This is a genomic window from Sulfitobacter mediterraneus (genome assembly GCF_016801775.1).
Lineage (GTDB): Bacteria > Pseudomonadota > Alphaproteobacteria > Rhodobacterales > Rhodobacteraceae > Sulfitobacter > Sulfitobacter mediterraneus_A.
Window position 1 is genome coordinate 3,557,951 of record NZ_CP069004.1, and the last position, 18,694, is coordinate 3,576,644.

Annotated in this window: 10 protein-coding genes and 1 pseudogene; 7 read left to right on the plus strand and 4 right to left on the minus strand. The window is 56.2% G+C overall.

The genetic code is table 11. The features are described from left to right. Positions 1-391 precede the first annotated feature (391 nt). From JNX03_RS17520 to JNX03_RS17535, 4 genes are read left to right on the plus strand one after another with little or no spacing between them, the layout of a single operon-like run. Positions 392-1,447, plus strand: coding sequence for an ABC transporter ATP-binding protein (locus JNX03_RS17520; RefSeq protein ID WP_275290525.1), 1,056 nt, complete (start codon positions 392-394; stop codon positions 1,445-1,447). Beyond that, complete coding sequence (locus tag JNX03_RS17525; RefSeq protein WP_203210276.1) at positions 1,444-2,346, plus strand: ABC transporter permease; 903 nt, start codon at positions 1,444-1,446, stop codon at positions 2,344-2,346. Before JNX03_RS17520 ends, JNX03_RS17525 begins: the two co-directional genes overlap by 4 nt. Then, positions 2,339-3,145: an ABC transporter permease gene (locus JNX03_RS17530; protein WP_231024386.1), complete on the plus strand. Its 807-nt coding sequence runs from the start codon at positions 2,339-2,341 to the stop codon at positions 3,143-3,145. Before JNX03_RS17525 ends, JNX03_RS17530 begins: the two co-directional genes overlap by 8 nt. Positions 3,146-3,174: 29 nt before the next feature. Next, positions 3,175-4,200: an extracellular solute-binding protein gene (locus JNX03_RS17535; protein WP_203210278.1), complete on the plus strand. Its 1,026-nt coding sequence runs from the start codon at positions 3,175-3,177 to the stop codon at positions 4,198-4,200. 201 nt (positions 4,201-4,401) lie between these two features. Here the strand turns inward: JNX03_RS17535 and JNX03_RS17540 are convergent, their stop codons facing one another. Both JNX03_RS17540 and JNX03_RS17545 read right to left on the minus strand, forming a co-directional pair. After that, positions 4,402-5,433, minus strand: coding sequence for a histone deacetylase family protein (locus JNX03_RS17540; protein ID WP_203210279.1), 1,032 nt, complete (start codon positions 5,431-5,433; stop codon positions 4,402-4,404). A gap of 260 nt (positions 5,434-5,693) precedes the next feature. Next, on the minus strand, positions 5,694-8,120 hold the full coding sequence (locus JNX03_RS17545; RefSeq protein WP_203210280.1) for an ATP-binding protein: 2,427 nt from the start codon (positions 8,118-8,120) through the stop codon (positions 5,694-5,696). 107 nt (positions 8,121-8,227) lie between these two features. On the opposite strand from JNX03_RS17545, the gene JNX03_RS17550 reads away from it, so the two are divergent. Continuing rightward, on the plus strand, positions 8,228-8,950 hold the full coding sequence (locus JNX03_RS17550) for a hypothetical protein (protein WP_203210281.1): 723 nt from the start codon (positions 8,228-8,230) through the stop codon (positions 8,948-8,950). A 99-nt stretch (positions 8,951-9,049) separates the two neighbouring features. Next, positions 9,050-9,301, plus strand: a complete 252-nt coding sequence (locus JNX03_RS17555; RefSeq protein WP_231024391.1) for a DUF6455 family protein — start codon at positions 9,050-9,052, stop codon at positions 9,299-9,301. Positions 9,302-9,336: 35 nt separating this feature from the next. Here the strand turns inward: JNX03_RS17555 and JNX03_RS20730 are convergent, their stop codons facing one another. After that, positions 9,337-9,450, minus strand: a complete 114-nt coding sequence (locus JNX03_RS20730) for a hypothetical protein (RefSeq protein WP_419584934.1) — start codon at positions 9,448-9,450, stop codon at positions 9,337-9,339. A 1,089-nt stretch (positions 9,451-10,539) separates the two neighbouring features. Between JNX03_RS20730 and JNX03_RS17565 the strand changes: the two genes are divergently transcribed. Beyond that, positions 10,540-17,724 carry a DUF4214 domain-containing protein gene (locus JNX03_RS17565; RefSeq protein WP_203210284.1) on the plus strand — a complete coding sequence of 2,395 codons (7,185 nt, stop codon included), beginning with the start codon at positions 10,540-10,542 and terminating at the stop codon, positions 17,722-17,724. Positions 17,725-17,866: 142 nt separating this feature from the next. On the opposite strand, the pseudogene JNX03_RS17570 reads toward JNX03_RS17565, so the two are convergent. Continuing rightward, positions 17,867-18,076: pseudogene (locus JNX03_RS17570) on the minus strand (integrase core domain-containing protein); the annotation flags it as partial. Positions 18,077-18,694 lie beyond the last annotated feature (618 nt).

Genomic DNA, 18,694 nt, shown 5'->3' on the forward strand with positions numbered 1-18,694 from the left:
AACCCGTCTAGTTATTGTTGGCACCAATGCAGGTTGAGGCGCCCCCGGTTTCTTAGACACCTGCCTTTTTCAGTTTGATCTGTTCTACTTCGAAGTCAACTGGCGGTAGCGTGCCATTGTGCCGTGACCCGCTGATAGTGGATTATTGAGATGTGTTGCTCCTTCGTTGATGGGACGGCACCGTTTTGTTTTGTGGCCCCACCATTGATTTGAAACAGGACGCGGACGTGCCTTGAGGGCGTGCCAGCGACGATCCAATAAGGCCAAAGGTCCACGTCCCCAAGCGGGCATCTTTGGAATTTGGGCCGAAAACCCATACAGCACGCCATGCTGACAGATTCACTTGCGCGGGACCAAAATGCATAGCAAGATTAATTATGGGGGACCAATATTGCACACACAGATAGCCGTCGAAGCACGTAACGTAGGCAAGATTTACGGCGCAGGACAAACCGCAATCACAGCGTTGGGAGACGTGTCTATTGCGATCGAAAAAGGCGAGTTTTTCACGCTTTTGGGTCCATCGGGTTGCGGAAAAACCACTTTGCTGCGCTGCATCGCAGGTTTTGAAACCCCGACAGCCGGCTCCATTTACTTGTCTGGCGAGGACATTACCTACACCCCGCCAAACGAGCGACCGGTGAACACGGTCTTTCAATCCTACGCCTTGTTTCCGCATCTTACGGTGGCCCAAAATATCGGTTTCGGCCTCAAAATGCAGGGGAAGCCCGCATCGGAAGTCAAGCGCGCGGTAGAGCGTGTGCTGGCGTTGGTGAAGTTGGAGGATTTTGCAAACCGTCTGCCGACGCAGTTGTCAGGTGGTCAGCAACAACGTGTCGCGCTGGCGCGGGCCCTCGCACCTGAACCTCAGGTGCTGCTGCTGGACGAACCTTTGTCGGCGCTGGATCTCAAGCTGCGCAAGGAAATGCAAAGCGAGCTAAAACGCCTCCAGACAGAAACGGGTATTACCTTTGTCTTTGTGACTCACGATCAGGAAGAGGCACTCACGATGTCCGACCGCATCGGCGTAATGTCTGCAGGCGCGCTTTTGCAGGTTGGAACACCCCACGATATTTATGATCGACCCGTCGACCGCTTTGTTGCGGATTTCATTGGCGAGACCAACTTTCTGGACGGACAGGTCGAACAGGGCGGTGTGCGCATCGGAACCGGCGATGTGCTGGCTGTGACGCTGGGCGCGGCACAAGGCAAGGTCACTCTGGCCATTCGGCCGGAGCAGGTCAGCCTTGCCCCGACGGGCAGGGGGATGACCGCCAGCATTGTCGAGAAAACCTACATGGGCACCGACACGCATTACAAACTTACCCTAAGTGACGACAGCCACCTTGTCGCGCGGGTCCAGTCCAACTCTGCAATCAGCTTTGCGGTGGGTCAGGATGTGTCGGTCAACATCGATACGCAGGCCGTGCAGGTGCTGACCTCATGAACAGGAAAACCATCGGCCGCAGCAAAGGGGTGAACGGCTGGTTGCTCTCGGCACCTGCGCTTGTTCTGTTGATCCTCGCTGCAAGCGGTCCGCTGCTGATCGTCGCGCTCTATTCGGTGCTGGAGAAGGGCGATTATTCCGGCGTGCGCTGGATACTGTCGGGTGATGGCTGGTTCAGCGTGTTCCTGCAGCGCGATATTTTCGATCAGACAATCAGCCTTGCAGATGCAAACCTCACGATTTTCTGGCGGTCGGTGAAACTGTCGATCATGACAACCCTGATTACGTTCGGTTTCGGCCTGCCAACCGCATGGTTCATTGCCACACGGCCCGCAAAGGCACGTGCGTTCTGGCTGTTCCTGATCACCATTCCGTTCTGGACAAATCTGTTGATCCGCACCTTTGCGATCATGGAGGTGATCCGCAATCAGGGGATCCTGAATACCTTTCTGATGTGGACGGGTCTGATCTCCGAGCCGATACAGATTCTGTATACCGATACTGCGGTGCTGATCGGGATGGCCTATGTCTATCTGCCGCTCATGGTGCTGCCACTTTATGCCGCCATCGACCGTTTTGACTTCCGTCTGATCGAGGCGGGATATGATCTTTATGCCTCGCGCTGGCAGGTGCTGCGCGGTGTGATCATACCGATCATCAAACCGGGGATTATCGCGGGCAGTATTCTGGTCTTCATTCCCAGTCTCGGAGCCTATGTGACGCCGCGCGTGCTGGGCGGCGGCAAGAATATGATGATTGGGAATTTCATTGAGCTGCAATTCGGACAAGGTCAAAACTGGCCCTTGGGGGCCGCTCTCTCAACCCTCCTGCTCGCGGTGGTTCTGATCTCTTTGGTGATCTATACCCGCGTCTCCACCAAGGATGATCCCCGTGACTAAAAAGCGCGCCTTTGATGTGACAACGCTGCCGGGGTTCACTTTTATCGCGATCCTCGCGTTTGTCTTGCTGTATGCGCCGATTGTGACGCTTGTTATCTACTCGTTCAACGGTGGACAATCGGTCAATCAATGGGGCGGGCTTTCACTGCAATGGTATATGGTGGCCTGGAACAATGAGGCCGTTCAGGACGCCACTGCGCGTTCCTTGATCATTGCGCTCTGGGCCTCTGTCATCTCAACCACCGTGGCAACAATGGCCGCACTTGGCACGACGCGGCGGGGCAAGTTCAAGGGGCAGACGGTGATCTATATCATCATCAACCAACCCCTGATGGTGCCCGAGATTGTGACGGCTGTGGCGCTGCTGATCTTCTTTTCCTCCGTCAAGATCGCAACGGGTTATAGCGGCCTTGGCTATCTGATCCTTGCCCATTCCGCCTTTTGCATCCCCTTCGCCTATCTGCCGATCAAGGCCCGACTGGAGGGGATGGACACCAGTATGGAAACCGCGGCCGCTGACCTTTACGCGACCCCATGGCAGACGTTTTACTATGTTACGTTGCCGCTGCTGTTGCCCGGTGTGATCGCTGGTGTGATGCTGGCCTTCATTATCTCGCTCGACAATGTGATTATAACGGAATTTGTGAAATCTGCAGGGCAGGATACACTGCCGACATATATGCTCGGCCAGTTGCGCCGCGCCCTGACACCCGAGGTCAACGCCATTTCAACAGCGCTTTTGGCGCTTACGGTGCTGATCCTGACGGCATTCGTTTTCGTAACCAAGAAGCGGGAATAACCTGCAAAAAACCAATAAGGGAGATTAAGATGAAGACCTACATTATCGCAACAGCAGCCTTACTGGGCAGCACCATGGGCGCTTATGCCGAAGGGGAACTGAACCTCTTTAACTGGGGCAACTACACCAGCCCCGAGATGCTGGAGAAATTTACCGAAGAGACAGGGATTACTGTCACTGTCACCGATTACGACAGCAATACAACCGCTTTGACAAAGGTCGAAGCAGGCGGCTCGGGCTATGATCTGGTGGTGCCTTCGGCCAACTATATTCCTGTCTATGTCCGCAAGGGCCTGATCGCGGAATTGGACCATTCCAAAATTCCGAACATCGGCAATATTGCTGCTGAGTGGAAAGATGTTCCATGGGATCCGGGCCGCACCCATTCCGTACCGTGGCAATGGGGCTCGGTCGGGATTGCGGTCAATACTTCCGTTTATAGCGGCGATGTGAACACCTCTGAACTGTTCATGGACCCGCCGCCCGAACTGGTTGGCAAGATCAACGTGGTTCCTGAGATGACGGATGTTTTGAACATGGCGATCTTCAATGTGGGCGGTGAGGCCTGCACCGAAGACCTGACAGTTCTCAAGAAAGTGCGCGACCGTCTGATGGCAGCCAAGCCGAAGTGGCTATCGATGGATTACGGCACCACAGACAAACTATCCTCGGGTGACTATGCCGCGTCGGTTAACTGGAACGGTTCGACCATGCGCGCACGGATCAATAACCCTGACGTGGTTTATGGATACCCCAAGGAAGGCTATCCGTTGTTTATGGATTCTGTCGCCTTGCTGGCCGATGCGCAAAACGTCGATGAGGCATACCAGTTCATCAACTTCATTCTTGAGCCGGAAAACGCCGCGATGATTTCAGCATTTGCACGCTACGCGAATGGCGTCGCAGGCTCAGAAGAGTTCATGCCTGAAGACATGAAAACCGCGCCCGAGATCGTCACGCCAGCGGAATTTGCGGCAGGTGGTAAGTTCCTTCCGACATGCCCGCAATCAGCGACTGATCTCTATACGGCAATCTGGACTGAATTGCTGAAATAAACCCTCAATGCGGGGCGGTGTAACGCCCCGCATTTTTGCTGCGGGATCAGCGCCGCGCTGAGTCAAAGCTGCCCGGCACACCGTAAAGATCGGTTCGGCGGACGCGAAACATTCCCCACGCATGCCGATCCCGCGCCGGCTTGATCCATATTCTGAGCGTCATCGGGATCTGTCGCAATTTTCAAGGCGGCAAAAGCCAGCTTACGCACCCATGTAACCTTCAAGGACATTCACGGTATTTATGCCGACAGCTTCGATCGCATATCCGCCTTCCATGCAGATTACGGTGGGAAGTTTCATGCGCCCGATCCGCCGACCGGCATCGGTAAAATCATCGCTTTCCAATTTGAAGAAACTGATCGGATCCTCTTTGTAGGCATCCACACCCAGCGACAGCACCAGCGCTTCGGCGCCCCAGTTCCTGATCTTGCCAATCGCATCGTCCAAAGCTGCCGACCAGATGTCATATCCAGTGCCCTCCGACATTGGGTAGTTCAGGTTGCTCCCTTCACCTGCGCCCCGACCGGTTTCATCCTCATATCCCAGATAATAAGGGTAGGTTTCTGCCGGCGCGCCGTGCAGGGAGGCGAACATCACATCCGCACGGTCATAAAACAACGATTGCGTGCCGTTTCCGTGGTGAAAATCTATATCGAGGATCGCAACACGTTCTGCGCCCGATGCACGGAACATCTGGGCCGCAACGGCCGCATTGTTGATAAAACAATAGCCGCCATATTGATCTGCAGTCGCATGGTGTCCGGGTGGACGGCACAGGGCAAAAGCACTCTGCGCTCCTGCCGCAACATGGCGCTGTGCGGCCTGCGCGCAGCCAAGTGATCCAAGTGCCGCTTGCCACGTCCCCTGCGTCATTGCCGTTTCGGACGCATGACAGTAATAGCCGACCTTCCCATCGATATTTGTCGGGATGCGGTCCATATGCATGCCACGGGCGGGAACATTGGCGGCAATGATCTCGCCCGCCATCCCCGCCTGTTTCCACTCGTCCCACGCTGTTTGAAGGAATGTCAGATATCCGGGATCAAGCAGGGCCCTCACCGGCTCCATATCGACGGGATCAGGTGCCAGAATATCGCTTAGCCCCTGCGCCTTGAGGCGGTTCAGAACGTATTCCACCCGTGACGGCCGCTCAAAAGGCGTGACGAACTGCCCACCCGACAATTCAGCCTGTGGAAAATGTAGTCGGTGATCTTCACTGTGGTAAATTCGCATTCTGCATAAGATCCTTTGAGGAAACGAGCATCGAGATACAAAAAGACTGTGCAGATAACGATCGGTTGTCCAGCCTAAGGTTCGGACGGGCTTGAGCTGGGCGTGTGGCGGTTTGGTGCCCCTACCTATTCAATTCGGGTCATGGACGTTGGATGTCGCGCGTGCGGCTTATCGGTCTTTTGCATATTCCTGAGCGCGCCAGATTACGTCCGAAATTCAGGGGCTCGGTCGGCAGGGCGGTCTAGAAGGCACCGATACCCTCACGCGACCTGCGCGATCTCGTCCCCTTTGGCCAAAGGACAAGTAAACCAGAACACGGTCTCTTTGTCCGGCTCGCTTTCAAAGCCGATTTGCCCGCCCATCGATTCAATCAGTTGGCGCGAGATGTTCAGGCCAAGCCCGGTTCCGCCCCTTTGGCGAGTGTCGGAACTGTCAGCCTGTGAGAACGGTTGGAAAACCTTTTCGCGAAATTCCTCCTGAATGCCGATCCCCTGGTTTATCACTGATATTTTTGCGCAATCGGGCAGAAACTCCGCACAGAGGCGGACAGTCGTGCCGGAATGGGCAAATTTGCATGCATTGGACAGAAGGTTGCTCAACACCTGAATGGTCCGTTTCTTGTCAGTCCAGATGTCTTGCTCGCCTTCGGGGGCTTCTACGGACAATTGCACGTCCCATTGCGATGCGTAGGTCTCGGTATGTTTGCTGGCGAGGGCCATAATGTCACTCAAGCGCTCAGGCTTTGCGTCGTGCGCCATACTGCCTGCACTGATTTTTTCCATGTCCAGAATATCATTCACCAGACTGACCAGCCGTTCTGAGTTGGACGAGGCGATTTCGATCAAACGGTCCGCGCCGTTGGTGTCCACGTCTTTCAGTTGAACCTGCAACAACCCGAGTGCCCCTTTGATGGATGTCAGGGGCGTGCGCAATTCATGGCTGACCGTTGCGACGAAATCGCGTTTGAGCTGCTCCAACTTATAGCTTTCGGTGATGTCCATCTGGATGCCCAGCATCCGGATCGCCGTGCCATCAGAAGAACGCTCCACCACCACGGCATCGGATTGCATCCAGCGCCACTCATTCTGGGCCACTTGCACGCGGAACCGCACAGATGCACGATCCGCGCCGCCGTCAATGCAGGCGGCCTTGGCTTCCTCCAGTAGGGCAACGTCATCGTCATGCATCAGTGCAACCTGAAAGGAATAGGGGTCGGCACCGCCTTCCATTTCAGGTCGGTGCAAGAGCGTTTTCCAGGTTTCTGAAACCACAGAGGTCTGATTGTGCAGGTCCAGGTCAAAGACGCCGATTTCGGCGCTGGTCAGGGCGAGGTTCCAGCGTTGTTCAGTCTTGGCAATTTCCTGTGTGTGGCGCTCACTTTGGGTGATATCGCGCATCATCAGTGTGAACCGTGTTTCACCGTCTGCTGTGAACCATGTATTCTTTTCAATCTCGACGATCCAGGGCTCTGCATCGCCCCCGGCCGGAGGCAGATGCAATTTTGTCCTGCCTTGACTGCGGCAAAGATCATAATCGGGCAGAACCTCCCCAAGGGAAAACCGCGTCAGGTCGATCTGGGTGGCCGCAGGCACCAGAAGTTTCTGTGCCGCATCGTTTGAATGCAAGATCCGCCCTGCCGGTGTCACGGAAACAATGGCAAGCATCGCGTTTTCGAGGATCGAGCGTTTCTCTTTGTCCTGGGTTTCCAGATCGCGGGTCTTTTGGGCAACGGTCAGTGCAATCGTCTGGTTCTTTCTGATCAGAAAGCGCAACATCATACTGACCAATGCAGTGATCAAAAGCCCCAGCATCAGGACAATCCACCGGGCCCGAAATGGCTGAGAAGCATCGAATTTTTCGGTGCTGCTCCAAGACAGCGCAAAGGTCTGACCAAGTTTATTGATCGTTTGGCTGGCCGTGAAATCTGATGTGATGGGAGCGGTGACGGCCAGATCGCCCTGACCTGCGGCGAGGCCATCGGGGTCTGGCATCACCTTCAATTCGATAAGCTCCGACTGTGCGGCCGTCAGGCACTTGAATGCATTTTCGATATTCATCACGGCAAATGCAAATCCGACCAATTCCTCACCGGGCGACTGGGCATTTTGCCCATCGCTGAAAGGTCTGAAGATCGGTTTGATCAATAATGCCAAAGGCTGACCGTCCGGCGCGGAAAGGCCGGGAAGATCCCTTACCGCGAGGGTTTGTCTTGTCCTGCGTGCCTCTTGCGAGGCTGCAAGTAGTTCGGGGTGCTTGGAAAACGCCAACCCAACCAGATTGCCATGATCGAGCGAGGGTTCGACATATTGCACCACAGAGATATTCTGTTTCAAAGCAGCAGTCGCGCCCGTCAAACCTTTGCCCATGTCCTTGGGCATGGCCAGACCGATTGCATCCAAACCGATCATGTTATCCTGAACCTTCAGGGCATTGGCGTAATTCGACATATCCTTGGCTGTGACAAGATCCGACCCCAGCACCAAACCGGACACCCCGTCCAGAACGCGGCTGTATTCCTCGAAACGCCGGTCGAGCGACACCAGACTTTGATCAACCAGAATCTGAAAACTCTCATGCGAACGGCTTTGGGCAATGGAATGCACAAGAAGGAAGGAAACGTATGACAGGCCGAGGAAGACAACCAGAATAACTGCCTGAAACCACTCGATTTTGTTTTTTGAGGACACTGAATACCCCCTTTCGGCATAACGTTAGAAAGCCGGACTGCGCAGGGCATCCCGTTCTGGCACGATTGGCCCGAACTCTATCATTGCCCTGAGAAAGCGCTTAAATTATGGCGCAATCGGAGCATTCTGGGATGATTGTTGCGAAAACCGAAACCTCGGGGGATCATTCAGGCAACTCAGGCGCTGGCTCGCGTTTCCAACCTGAATTTCTTTGCCGAGCATTGTCTCATGCCATCCCAGCGGCGACCCCTTGTCTGACGCCGCTTGAGATGCAGCCGTCTTGCTGTCAGTGTCAGATTTCACAGATGCAACCTGGCATGAGCAAGAGAAGAGCAGCGAAAATGAACCCAAACAGACTTCAAGAAATGCTTGGGCTTGCCTCTGCTGCCGCTGCGTTCTGCGACAGAACCATTCACGCGGTTTCAGCACTGCGTGAACTTCTGAACCGCGCAAAACCGAAACGGGATCCCGAGGTCACTGAAACACTGAAGAAACTGGATGCCGATCTCTTGGCCACAGCAGTCGTTCATGCACGGCTCAGTGCCAAGCTAACAAGCCTGAACGAAGAGATTTCGCGCAATGAGGAGTTCGAAAAAGAGAGATCCCGATATGAATTGGTTGAAACATCCGAGGGCGACTTTGTGTTCCGGATCAAGAACAACATGGCTGATGAACAGCCCATTCATTACATCTGCCCTGTCTGCGTGAACCGTGACAAAACCATAAGCTTCATTGCCGGTAGGAACCGGAAAGTCTGCCAGACAGACAGGAAACATGTGTTTAATTTTGGCAAGACTGCCCCTGTTCTAACCCCAAAAGTCAGGCACTGACCCCCATTTCGCTCTCTTGATACATGTCAAAGACACCGTCTGCCCCGCCAACTAATACTGTGTCAAGGTGCGGCAAAATCGGAGGGTGGAGAATTGAGTATGTTTTTAAAAGTAGGCAAGAGCGCTGACTTGTCCCAGCAGATGGCGGACAAGGTTGGCGTGGATATCAGCGGCAGGATCGCGCAAGACCCTGTGGCAGCGGGCAAGGTTTTCCGCTCAATTACGTTGCGGTGTTCAAAGTGTGACCAACAGACGGATTGTCTTGAGTTGCTGTCGAAAAACGATCGGTTGGACGCGCCGCCAGATTATTGCCTGAACAAACAAATCCTTGGAACCATGAAGGACAAGTAACCTCAAGAATAGAAGGCAGAGGTGCAGCTAATTTCCTAGACACCAGCTTTTGCCAGTTTGCGCAGTCTGTTTTCGCAATCAACCGGCGACAATATGCCGGTGTTCGTGTGCTTGCGATTCGTGTTGTAGAATAGCTCGATGTATTTCAATACGTCGTGCCTGGCTTGCTCCCGTGTTTCTTTCGCCGCCTGACTTTTCTTGATTCAAGAATTGAAAGAAGATTTTGGCGACGGCGTTTTCCTGACAATTTCTCTTACGGCTCAAAAAGTGTTCGAGTTTGTGTTCGCGCTGGGACGCGGCCCATTCTCGGCTGGTGAATTCTGCGTTTTGGTCCGAGTGCATCAACTGGCCGGGTCCAGATTTTCGCCGCCAGATCGCGATCAGCAATGCTTGCATGGCGCGTTCTGCCCTCTGACACGACACAAAGCCCAGCCAACAACACGCCACTAGGACAGGTTGATGACGACACAGAGATACGCGAAATCTGCATGCGTGCGAAGATCAGAGATGTCAGTCGCCGATAGCTGCGTGCCCTGCGGTGACGGCGGTACTCGGGCAGGTGGCGATAGAACGGCTCTGTGCGGCTGGTAGATCGCCTGGTGGTTGACCCGAATCGGGTGGCGCTCCAGGCAGGCGTCTTGCCTGCGATCTGTCCTGGGGAACAAGCGGCCTTCAGCCGATCTTCAATGGCGTCCTTGAGTTCCGATTAATCATCATCTTGCGCTGCATCGGGCGGCGCTTATCGCAATAGCCGTTCAGCCCCGGCAGATCGGAATTCGAGTATCGGTTCCGCTTGAAATTTCGATGGATGGTCGAGGCTTCTCTACCCAAGCGATCCGCGATCTCTGCTATCGGCTTTTTGGCTCACGCCATTTTGCCAATTTGCGGCACTTTTCCAGTCACGGGTGAGAATAGTGGGTTTTCATACCAAATTTACCACGCAACACTCTGTTAAAAAACATAATTTGCGTTCTTTTGTGAAGCCGCTAAAGCTGCAATGGCCCCCCAAGTCCAATGTGAGCCGGTCTGTGCCGTTGGTTTCCCATTAAATGCAAAGTTGATCGGCCTTGCGCAAAACCCCTAGCCGCGACATGGTGCTCACACAGTACAGGTTTTTCGGCATTGAAGGTAGTGCTGTGCATCGAACGCACAAAATCGCCGCATTTCAGCAGCAGAAAAAGTCATATTGCTAGCGTTTGACGGGTAGCAAGTCGTTATTTAGATTTAGGAGATTTCAAATGCCAGCACCCTTTTATGTATGGGCGACGGATTCTGGAGTAACAGGATCATTCGCGGGCAGTGGCAATGTTTTTGGTGGACGTCGTGACGGCATTGAAACTAGCCCCGATGGCGACATCGATAACAACCCAAGTGGAACGACTGCTGAACTGGGATATACGGGCGCGCCTTCGGTATCGGGCATTTATGGCCTGCGCACTCTGGTTTTCAGCGATGGTGGAACCGCAGTCTGGGGGGCCGGCAGCGCTGGCGGATTTGTGATCCCGACAAACGAGATCGCCTACACCACGCTCAATAACGGAACGGCTTTTTCCGTCACTTCCCAGACCTCTGTCAGTTCTGCCGCCTATTCCACGTTTTCCACCGGCCCTGCCGCGCCGGTTAACACCGCGCCTGCGCTGGGCGGGACACCGCCGGATGCAACCGTCAACGAAGACGTGACCAGTGCGGTTAACCTGTCGGCCTACAATCTCACCGATGCAGAAGGCGATACCGTTACGCTGACCTTGGCGGTGAACAAGGGGACAATTGCATCTACGGATGGCAATGGTCCAGCGTCCAGCGTCACCGTTGCCGGCAGCGGAACAACGTCCATGACGTTGACCGGCGCTGTCGCAGATATCAACGCCTATCTCAATATCACGACCAAGATCACATTTACCACAGGGCAGAATGATACGTCTTCCGCGACGCTAACCGTCACGCCCAATGACGGCACCATCAATGGCACAGCCGATACCGTGACGATCAATGTTACCCCGATCAACGACGAACCCACGCTGACCGCAACGGGTTTGAACCCGAATGCCAATGAACAGACCGCCACTGATCTTTTCTCCACGGTAACCGCCGACACAGTTGAAACAGGGCAGACCCTGACGGGTCTGACGCTCACAGTCACCAATGTTTCTGATGGATCCAGCGAACGGCTGAACATCGACGGCACCGCTGTTGTGTTGACCAACGGAACATCCGGCACAACAGCCACAAATTCGATGAGCTACAGTGTTTCGGTTACAGGCTCGACCGCGACGGTCACATTGTCAGGCGGTACGCTGAGCGAGGCGGCGATGCAGACCCTTGTTGATGGGATGACCTACACCAACAACAGCAACGCTCCGACGACAGGGGCCAGCCGGGTTGTCACCATTACCAGCCTGACCGACAGCGGATCAAACACTGGGTTGAACGACAATGCAGCGGCGCTCAACCTTGCCTCCACTGTGACGGTTGTGGCGGTGAACGACGCGCCGACAGTCAATTCGGGCACAGCAACGCTGCCGGGAACAGACGAAGACACCACATCCAGCGGCACCGCGGTCTCCACTCTTCTATCCAACCGTGGTTTTTCCGACCCGGATGGCAGCGGTCAGCAAGGCATGGCCGTCACGGGCACCACCGGCAATGGCACGTGGGAATTCTCGACGGATGTCTTTAATTATAGCCCATTTGGGGCGGTATCGGATACCTCATCGCTGTTGCTGTCCAGCAGTACGCTCGTGCGCTATGTCCCCGATGGCGACAACGGCGAGACAGCAACGCTGACGTTCCGTGGCTGGGACCGGAGCAGTGGTACGGCCTCCATCAGCGCGACAACATACAAGGTCGATACGACGACAAATGGCGGGTCAACGGCGTTCTCCAGCAACACCGCCACGGCCTCGATCACGGTCACAGATGTGAACGATGCCCCTACGCTGGCCGCAACCGGCCAGAACCCCAGCGCGAATGAGGGCCAGTCGACAGATCTGTTTTCGACAGTGAGTGCCGACACGGTTGATAACGGGCAAGACTTCACCGGGCTGACCCTGACAGTCACGAACCTGGCGGACGGTGCCGATGAGGTTCTGACGATCGACGGCAGCGATGTTGCGCTGACCGATGGCACGATGGTCACCACAGCAAACAATAGCCTGCTGGTCAGCGTGTCGGTTTCTGGCTCGACCGCCACAGTGTCTTTCACCGGTGCCACGCTGACCGAGGCGCAGATGAACACCCTTGTTGATGGTCTGACCTATCGCAACGACAACGATGCCCCCTCGACCGGTGCCAACCGGGTTGTCACGATCACCAACATCACCGACAGCGGCACCAGCAACAACTCTGCGGCGCTCTCCCTCACCTCCACAGTCACGGTTGTGCCTGTCAACGATCCGCCTGTGGTGGGCAATGCCTATACCGAGACATCCACCATCAGCCAGGGCGGATTGATGAACCTGGATCATCTGGATGATGCCACGGTAGCTGACCCCGATTCTGGTGATTTCAGCGGTGGTTTGCTGACGCTGGCGCAATCATCCGGGACGGCAAACGGCGCATGGGGCGTGGATGGCACGGTCGCGACCTCTGGGGGCGACGGCACAATTTCTGCGGGCGAGACCGTTCAGATCAACGGCGTGACCATCGGCACGGTTGATGTGACCGATGACGGTCAGGGTGGCAATAACCTGACCATTGATTTCACGACCGCCGATGCGACCGCAGCCAACGTGGCGCTGCTGTTGCAAAACCTGACCTATGCCGCGCCGAGCGGTCAGGGCGACCGGGATTTTCTGGTCACCCTCAATGACGGGGATGGCACGGCAAATGGTGGCGATGAGACGGACAACGGCGATTTCACCATCGCTGTCCGGTCTCTCCCGCCGGTGATCGACAACCTCGACGGCGACAGTGTGACGGCGGAAGTGAGCGAGATCGTCCTGATCGACGCAGGCCGCGATGCGCTGATTACTGATGGGGATGCGCCTGATGCGCCACTCGGCCATGTGCTCATCACCCCGACGAGCGGTCTGGCGGGCGATTTCGGTGTGATCGGTGGGGACTTCCCCCTTCAGATGGGGGATGTCGGGGCGAGCATTCCCCTGATCATCGGCACTCAGGACACTGAGATTTCCGCCGGTGAGAATATCTGGGTGTCTCCTTCGAATGGTAGTCTCTCTTTGATAGGAGATGTATCCGCGACCGAAGACGGGCAGAACGGCGCCGCCCTGAGAATCGACTTTGCTGATGATCCGATCACCAATGAGTATGACGTCTTGTCGCTGCTGCTGCAGGGGCTGACCTTCTCCTCTGATCAGGTGGGCATTCACACCTTTGACCTGACGATCACGGACAGTGACAGCGACTTTGCAGCAACCTCCGTTCCTGTGAGCTTCTCGGTAGAGATATTGCCGCCGAATGAGCCCCCGACGGTTTCCATCACCACGCTTCTCGATGAACTGCCCGAAGACACGGACACCTCCGCGCGGATCAAGTTGGCGGATGTGGTGATCACCGATGATGCGCGAGGCGATAATCTGCTGACCTTGCGTGGCGCGGACAGCGGGGCGTTTGAGCTGGATGGGACGGAGCTGTTCCTCAGAGCCGGGGCTGCGTTGGATTTCGAGGGTGAGGCGGAGCTCGATGTCTTTGTCGATGTCGATGACCCCACGCTGGGCACCGGTCGTGAGGACCGGGCGGCATTCACGCTGAATGTGACAGACGTGAACGAACCGCCGTCAGTGTTGGCCAGAAATGTCATTGGCAGCCTGCCCGAAGACAGCGACACCACTGTCGATATCAAGATTGCCGATCTGGAGATTCGGGATGATGCGCTAGGCACCAACGTACTGTCTCTTTCAGGGGCGGATGCCGGGCTATTTACGATTGTCGGGACAGAGCTGTTCCTTGCCGCTGGTGCGGCGCTGGATTTTGAAACGCAACTCAGCCTCGCCGTGAGCGTGGCCGTTGATGACCCCGCGGTGGGGGGCACGCCGGACGACTCTGTCGACCTTGTCCTGAGCATTACAGATGTAAACGAGGCGCCCAGTCTATCGCTGATCAACCTCAATCTGGGCCTTGAAGAAACCGGCTTTCTGCTCGGCCGGGTGAAGGTCGCAGATGTTGTTATCACGGATGATGCACTGGGGGATGAGATCCTGTCGCTAGAAGGGCCGAACCGGTTTTTGTTCCAACTCGATGGAACCGAGCTTTATGTTAGAGCTGGCCAGCCACTCGATTTCGAAATGCAGCACCCCTTTGAAGTTACGATAGCCGTGGATGATCCAAGCATCGGATCAGGGCCGGAAGCAACGATCATCGCCGCGCTGCCACTGCTCGACGTCAACGAAGCGCCCTCGCTTTCGCTTTTGAATGTCCTGCCCAGCCTTGCGGAGGATGTGAACACCACCACCCGCACGAAGGTGGCCGATATCGTGGTGACAGACGACGCGCTGGGCGCGAACACGCTGGCGCTGGCCGGTGCGGATGCAGGCCTTTTCGAGATTGACGGCACGGAGCTGTTCCTGTCGGCCGGGGTGGCGCTTGATTTTGAGAGCGATCCCCAGTTAGACGTCACGGTGACGCTGGATGATGCTCAATTCGCAGGTCTCGAAGGCTCCGAAGCTGTGGCGCTGGCCATCGTGGACGTGAATGAGCCGCCGACAGTGGCGTTGTTGAATGTTCTGGCTGGGCTGGCGGAAGACACTGAGACCAGCGCACGCATCAAGGTCGCCGACATCGACGTAACGGACGATGCGCTTGGCGCTGCCACGCTGGGGCTTGCGGGCGCCGATGCTTCGCTGTTCGAGATCGACGGCACGGAGTTGTTTCTCTCCGCCGGGGCCGCGCTGGATTTTGAAACCAATCCCAGCCTCGACGTCCAGGTCACCGTGGATGACCCGGCACTGGCTGCCGATCCTGATGACAACGCGGCAATGAGTGTCAGCGTTACAGATGTGAACGAGGCGCCGAGCCTTGCGCTGGCCAGTGTGTTGGCGGGCTTGCCGGAAGATACCGACACCACCACCCGCACGAAGGTGGCCGATATCGTGGTGACAGACGACGCGCTGGGCGCGAACACGCTGGCGCTGGCCGGTGCGGATGCAGGTCTTTTCGAGATTGACGGCACGGAGCTGTTCCTGTCGGCCGGGGTGGCGCTTGATTTTGAGAGCGATCCCCAGTTTGACGTCACGGTGACGCTGGATGATGCTCAATTCGCAGGTCTCGAAGGCTCGGAAGCTGTGGCGCTGGCCATCGTGGACGTGAATGAGCCGCCGACAGTGGCGTTGCTGAATGTTCTGGCTGGGCTGGCGGAAGACACTGAGACCAGCGCACGCATCAAGGTCGCCGACATCGACGTAACGGACGATGCGCTTGGCGCTGCCACGCTGGGGCTTGCGGGCGCCGATGCTTCGCTGTTCGAGATCGACGGCACGGAGTTGTTTCTCTCCGCCGGGGCCGCGCTGGATTTTGAAACCAATCCCAGCCTCGACGTCCAGGTCACCGTGGATGACCCGGCACTGGCTGCCGATCCTGATGACAACGCGGCAATGAGTGTCAGCGTTACAGATGTGAACGAGGCGCCGAGCCTTGCGCTGGCCAGTGTGTTGGCGGGCTTGCCGGAAGATACCGACACCACCACCCGCACGAAGGTGGCCGATATCGTGGTGACAGACGACGCGCTGGGCGCGAACACGCTGGCGCTGGCCGGTGCGGATGCAGGTCTTTTCGAGATTGACGGCACGGAGCTGTTCCTGTCGGCCGGGGTGGCGCTTGATTTTGAGAGCGATCCCCAGTTTGACGTCACGGTGACGCTGGATGATGCTCAATTCGCAGGTCTCGAAGGCTCGGAAGCTGTGGCGCTGGCCATCGTGGACGTGAATGAGCCGCCGACAGTGGCGTTGCTGAATGTTCTGGCTGGGCTGGCGGAAGACACTGAGACCAGCGCACGCATCAAGGTCGCCGACATCGACGTAACGGACGATGCGCTTGGCGCTGCCACGCTGGGGCTTGCGGGCGACGATGCATCGCTGTTCGAGATCGACGGCACGGAGTTGTTTCTCTCCGCCGGGGCCGCGCTGGATTTTGAAACCAATCCCAGCCTCGACGTCCAGGTCACCGTGGATGACCCGGCACTGGCTGCCGATCCTGATGACAGCGCGGCAATGAGTGTCAGCGTCACAGATGTGAACGAGGCGCCGAGCGTAACACTGGCTGGAACCATCGACACGTTGCTGGAACAAACTGACACGTCAACCCGGTTGCGCGTGGCTACGATCATGGTGACCGATGATGCGCTTGGCAGCAACAGCTTGACGCTGAGCGGAGATGACGCCGCTTTGTTCGAGATCGACGGAGATGACCTGTTCCTGAAGGCAGGTACAGTGCTGGAGCACGCCGGCAATCCGCAGCTTGATGTCGCGGTCAGCGTCGATGATCCCGATGTGGGCACCTTCCCTGACGATACGGCCGTACTCTCAATCGCCGTACCGGACACAAAGCAGACAGGCACGCCCGGCAATGACCTGCTAATCGGCGACCCATTGCTGAACCTGCTGGAAGGCCTTGGGGGAGACGACACTCTGGTGGGGCTTGCAGAGGATGACACGCTCGATGGCGGCCCGGGCATGGATACGGCCGTTTTGCAGGCCGGACAGGAGAATTATACAATTGTCTTTTCCGCTGATGGCACCACCGTCAGCGACCGCCGTCCGGACGGTACCGGCAGCGACACTTTGATCGACATCGAAAGGCTGCGTTTCTCCGAAGATCCTGAAGGATCGCCAGACAGTGGAAACCTTCTCAACTTGGAGGCCTTCGACGGTGTCCTCGACGTTACGGCAGACCAGCTGGAATCGCTGACAATGCTCTACCTTGCACTTTATGACCGGGCCCCTGACGCACTTGGCCTGTTCTACTGGTCAACACAACTCGCCAATGGCATGCGATTCAGTGACATTACGGAAGAGTTCCTTATCAGCGACGAAGCGATTGCGCTCTTTGGGGGAACGCCCAGTAACGCGGATATCGTATCTGGCGCTTACGAGAATCTTCTGGACCGGGCACCAGATGCCTCGGGTCAGACGTTCTGGACCGGTTTGCTGGAACTCGGCCTTATCAACACGGCCAATTTCTACCGGCTCTTCGTGCAAGGCGTGGAAAACAACCTCGGAGCAGATGGTGACCGGAGCACACTGGCGGATCAGACAGACATCGGCCTCTACTACGCTGTCATTCAGGGTCTATCAGACTCGGCCGATACGGCCACTGCAATGGACTTCTATGATACAACCGACCGTGCAAACAGTCTGCAGGAAGCCAAGGATTTCGTCGATGACATCATAACCGACTCTCAAAACGGGACCAATCCGCAGTTACTTGTTCAAATGAACGGGGTGGTGGACGACCCTTTTGGTATCGCGTGAATGCTTACTAAATCACTTAACGGCCTTGTTTCAGCATCGGTCCAAAGGACGTCAGGAGTGGGTTGCACCAGATGGAGGGATTCATCGTTCAGCCCTCTACTGCAAATCATGGACAAGTTTTGACCTGCCCCCCAAGGCTCCCTCATTCATAACGAGAGTTTGCGGATTTGGATTTCATTTTCGTCGGTTTCGTTTTGGCAAGAGCGTCGTGCGCGGAGCTCCCAACTTGCTGAAGCGCTCGACGCGCTTCAGCGGGTGTTTGGTTGCCCAGAGATGAGTGCGGTCTGACGTTATTGTAATCGTATCGCCAGAGCGCCAATTTCCTTCGGGTGTCATCTAACGTATCAAAGATCATGAAGGATACGGAGGATCCTTGTCAGAGGGGGCTTGTGCACGAATGCCTTCGCCGATTGAACATTAACCGAGACTAAATGCCCACACTGTCTCCGCCAGGCCCGCGACCTCCGGATGGTCCGACCAGCGGTGAACGTCTATGGGGCGGGAGTGCCAAGGGTTATCGATGGTGGCCATTGGCTTACTCCACTGATTACGAGAGGGAGAGGAAGAGCAGTAAGGGAGTGATCAGGAAGGTTTTGTTATCTCTTCTCTATCTCCGGGTTCTTTCTCATTACTTATACCTATTCCCTTCCTCCCTTCTAGCCCACCCTGATCTTCCCCCAAATCCCTTGAGATCACTCGGGCCAGCACAGGAAGCAGAAGGCCAATAGGGGCCTTTTAGCCACCACAGGCAACCAAGCTGTTTAGCTCTTTGATCTATCTGGAAGTGGCTGGGATGGTAGGAAACCTTGACGGTCGTTGATTGCTATAGGTTTTCCCGACTGGTCGCCGGATCTGGGGCCGAAACGGGGGCAGTTTTAGCGTATCTGTTGACGATCGTAGCGGCGGTGGCGGGTGTCGCGGGTGTGGTCTGCTGGCTGCCGAGTACTGCGCCCCGCTGCTGGCCTCCTGT

Excerpts from the sequence above, each read along its gene's own strand:
- JNX03_RS17525 (WP_203210276.1), top strand. The coding sequence starts at position 1,444 with ATGAACAGGAAAACCATCGGCCGCAGCAAAGGGGTGAACGGCTGGTTG.
- JNX03_RS17535 (WP_203210278.1), top strand. The coding sequence starts at position 3,175 with ATGAAGACCTACATTATCGCAACAGCAGCCTTACTGGGCAGCACCATG.
- JNX03_RS17540 (WP_203210279.1), bottom strand. The coding sequence starts at position 5,433 with ATGCGAATTTACCACAGTGAAGATCACCGACTACATTTTCCACAGGCT.
- JNX03_RS17550 (WP_203210281.1), top strand. The coding sequence starts at position 8,228 with ATGGCGCAATCGGAGCATTCTGGGATGATTGTTGCGAAAACCGAAACC.
- JNX03_RS17555 (WP_231024391.1), top strand. The coding sequence starts at position 9,050 with ATGTTTTTAAAAGTAGGCAAGAGCGCTGACTTGTCCCAGCAGATGGCG.
- JNX03_RS17565 (WP_203210284.1), top strand. The coding sequence starts at position 10,540 with ATGCCAGCACCCTTTTATGTATGGGCGACGGATTCTGGAGTAACAGGA.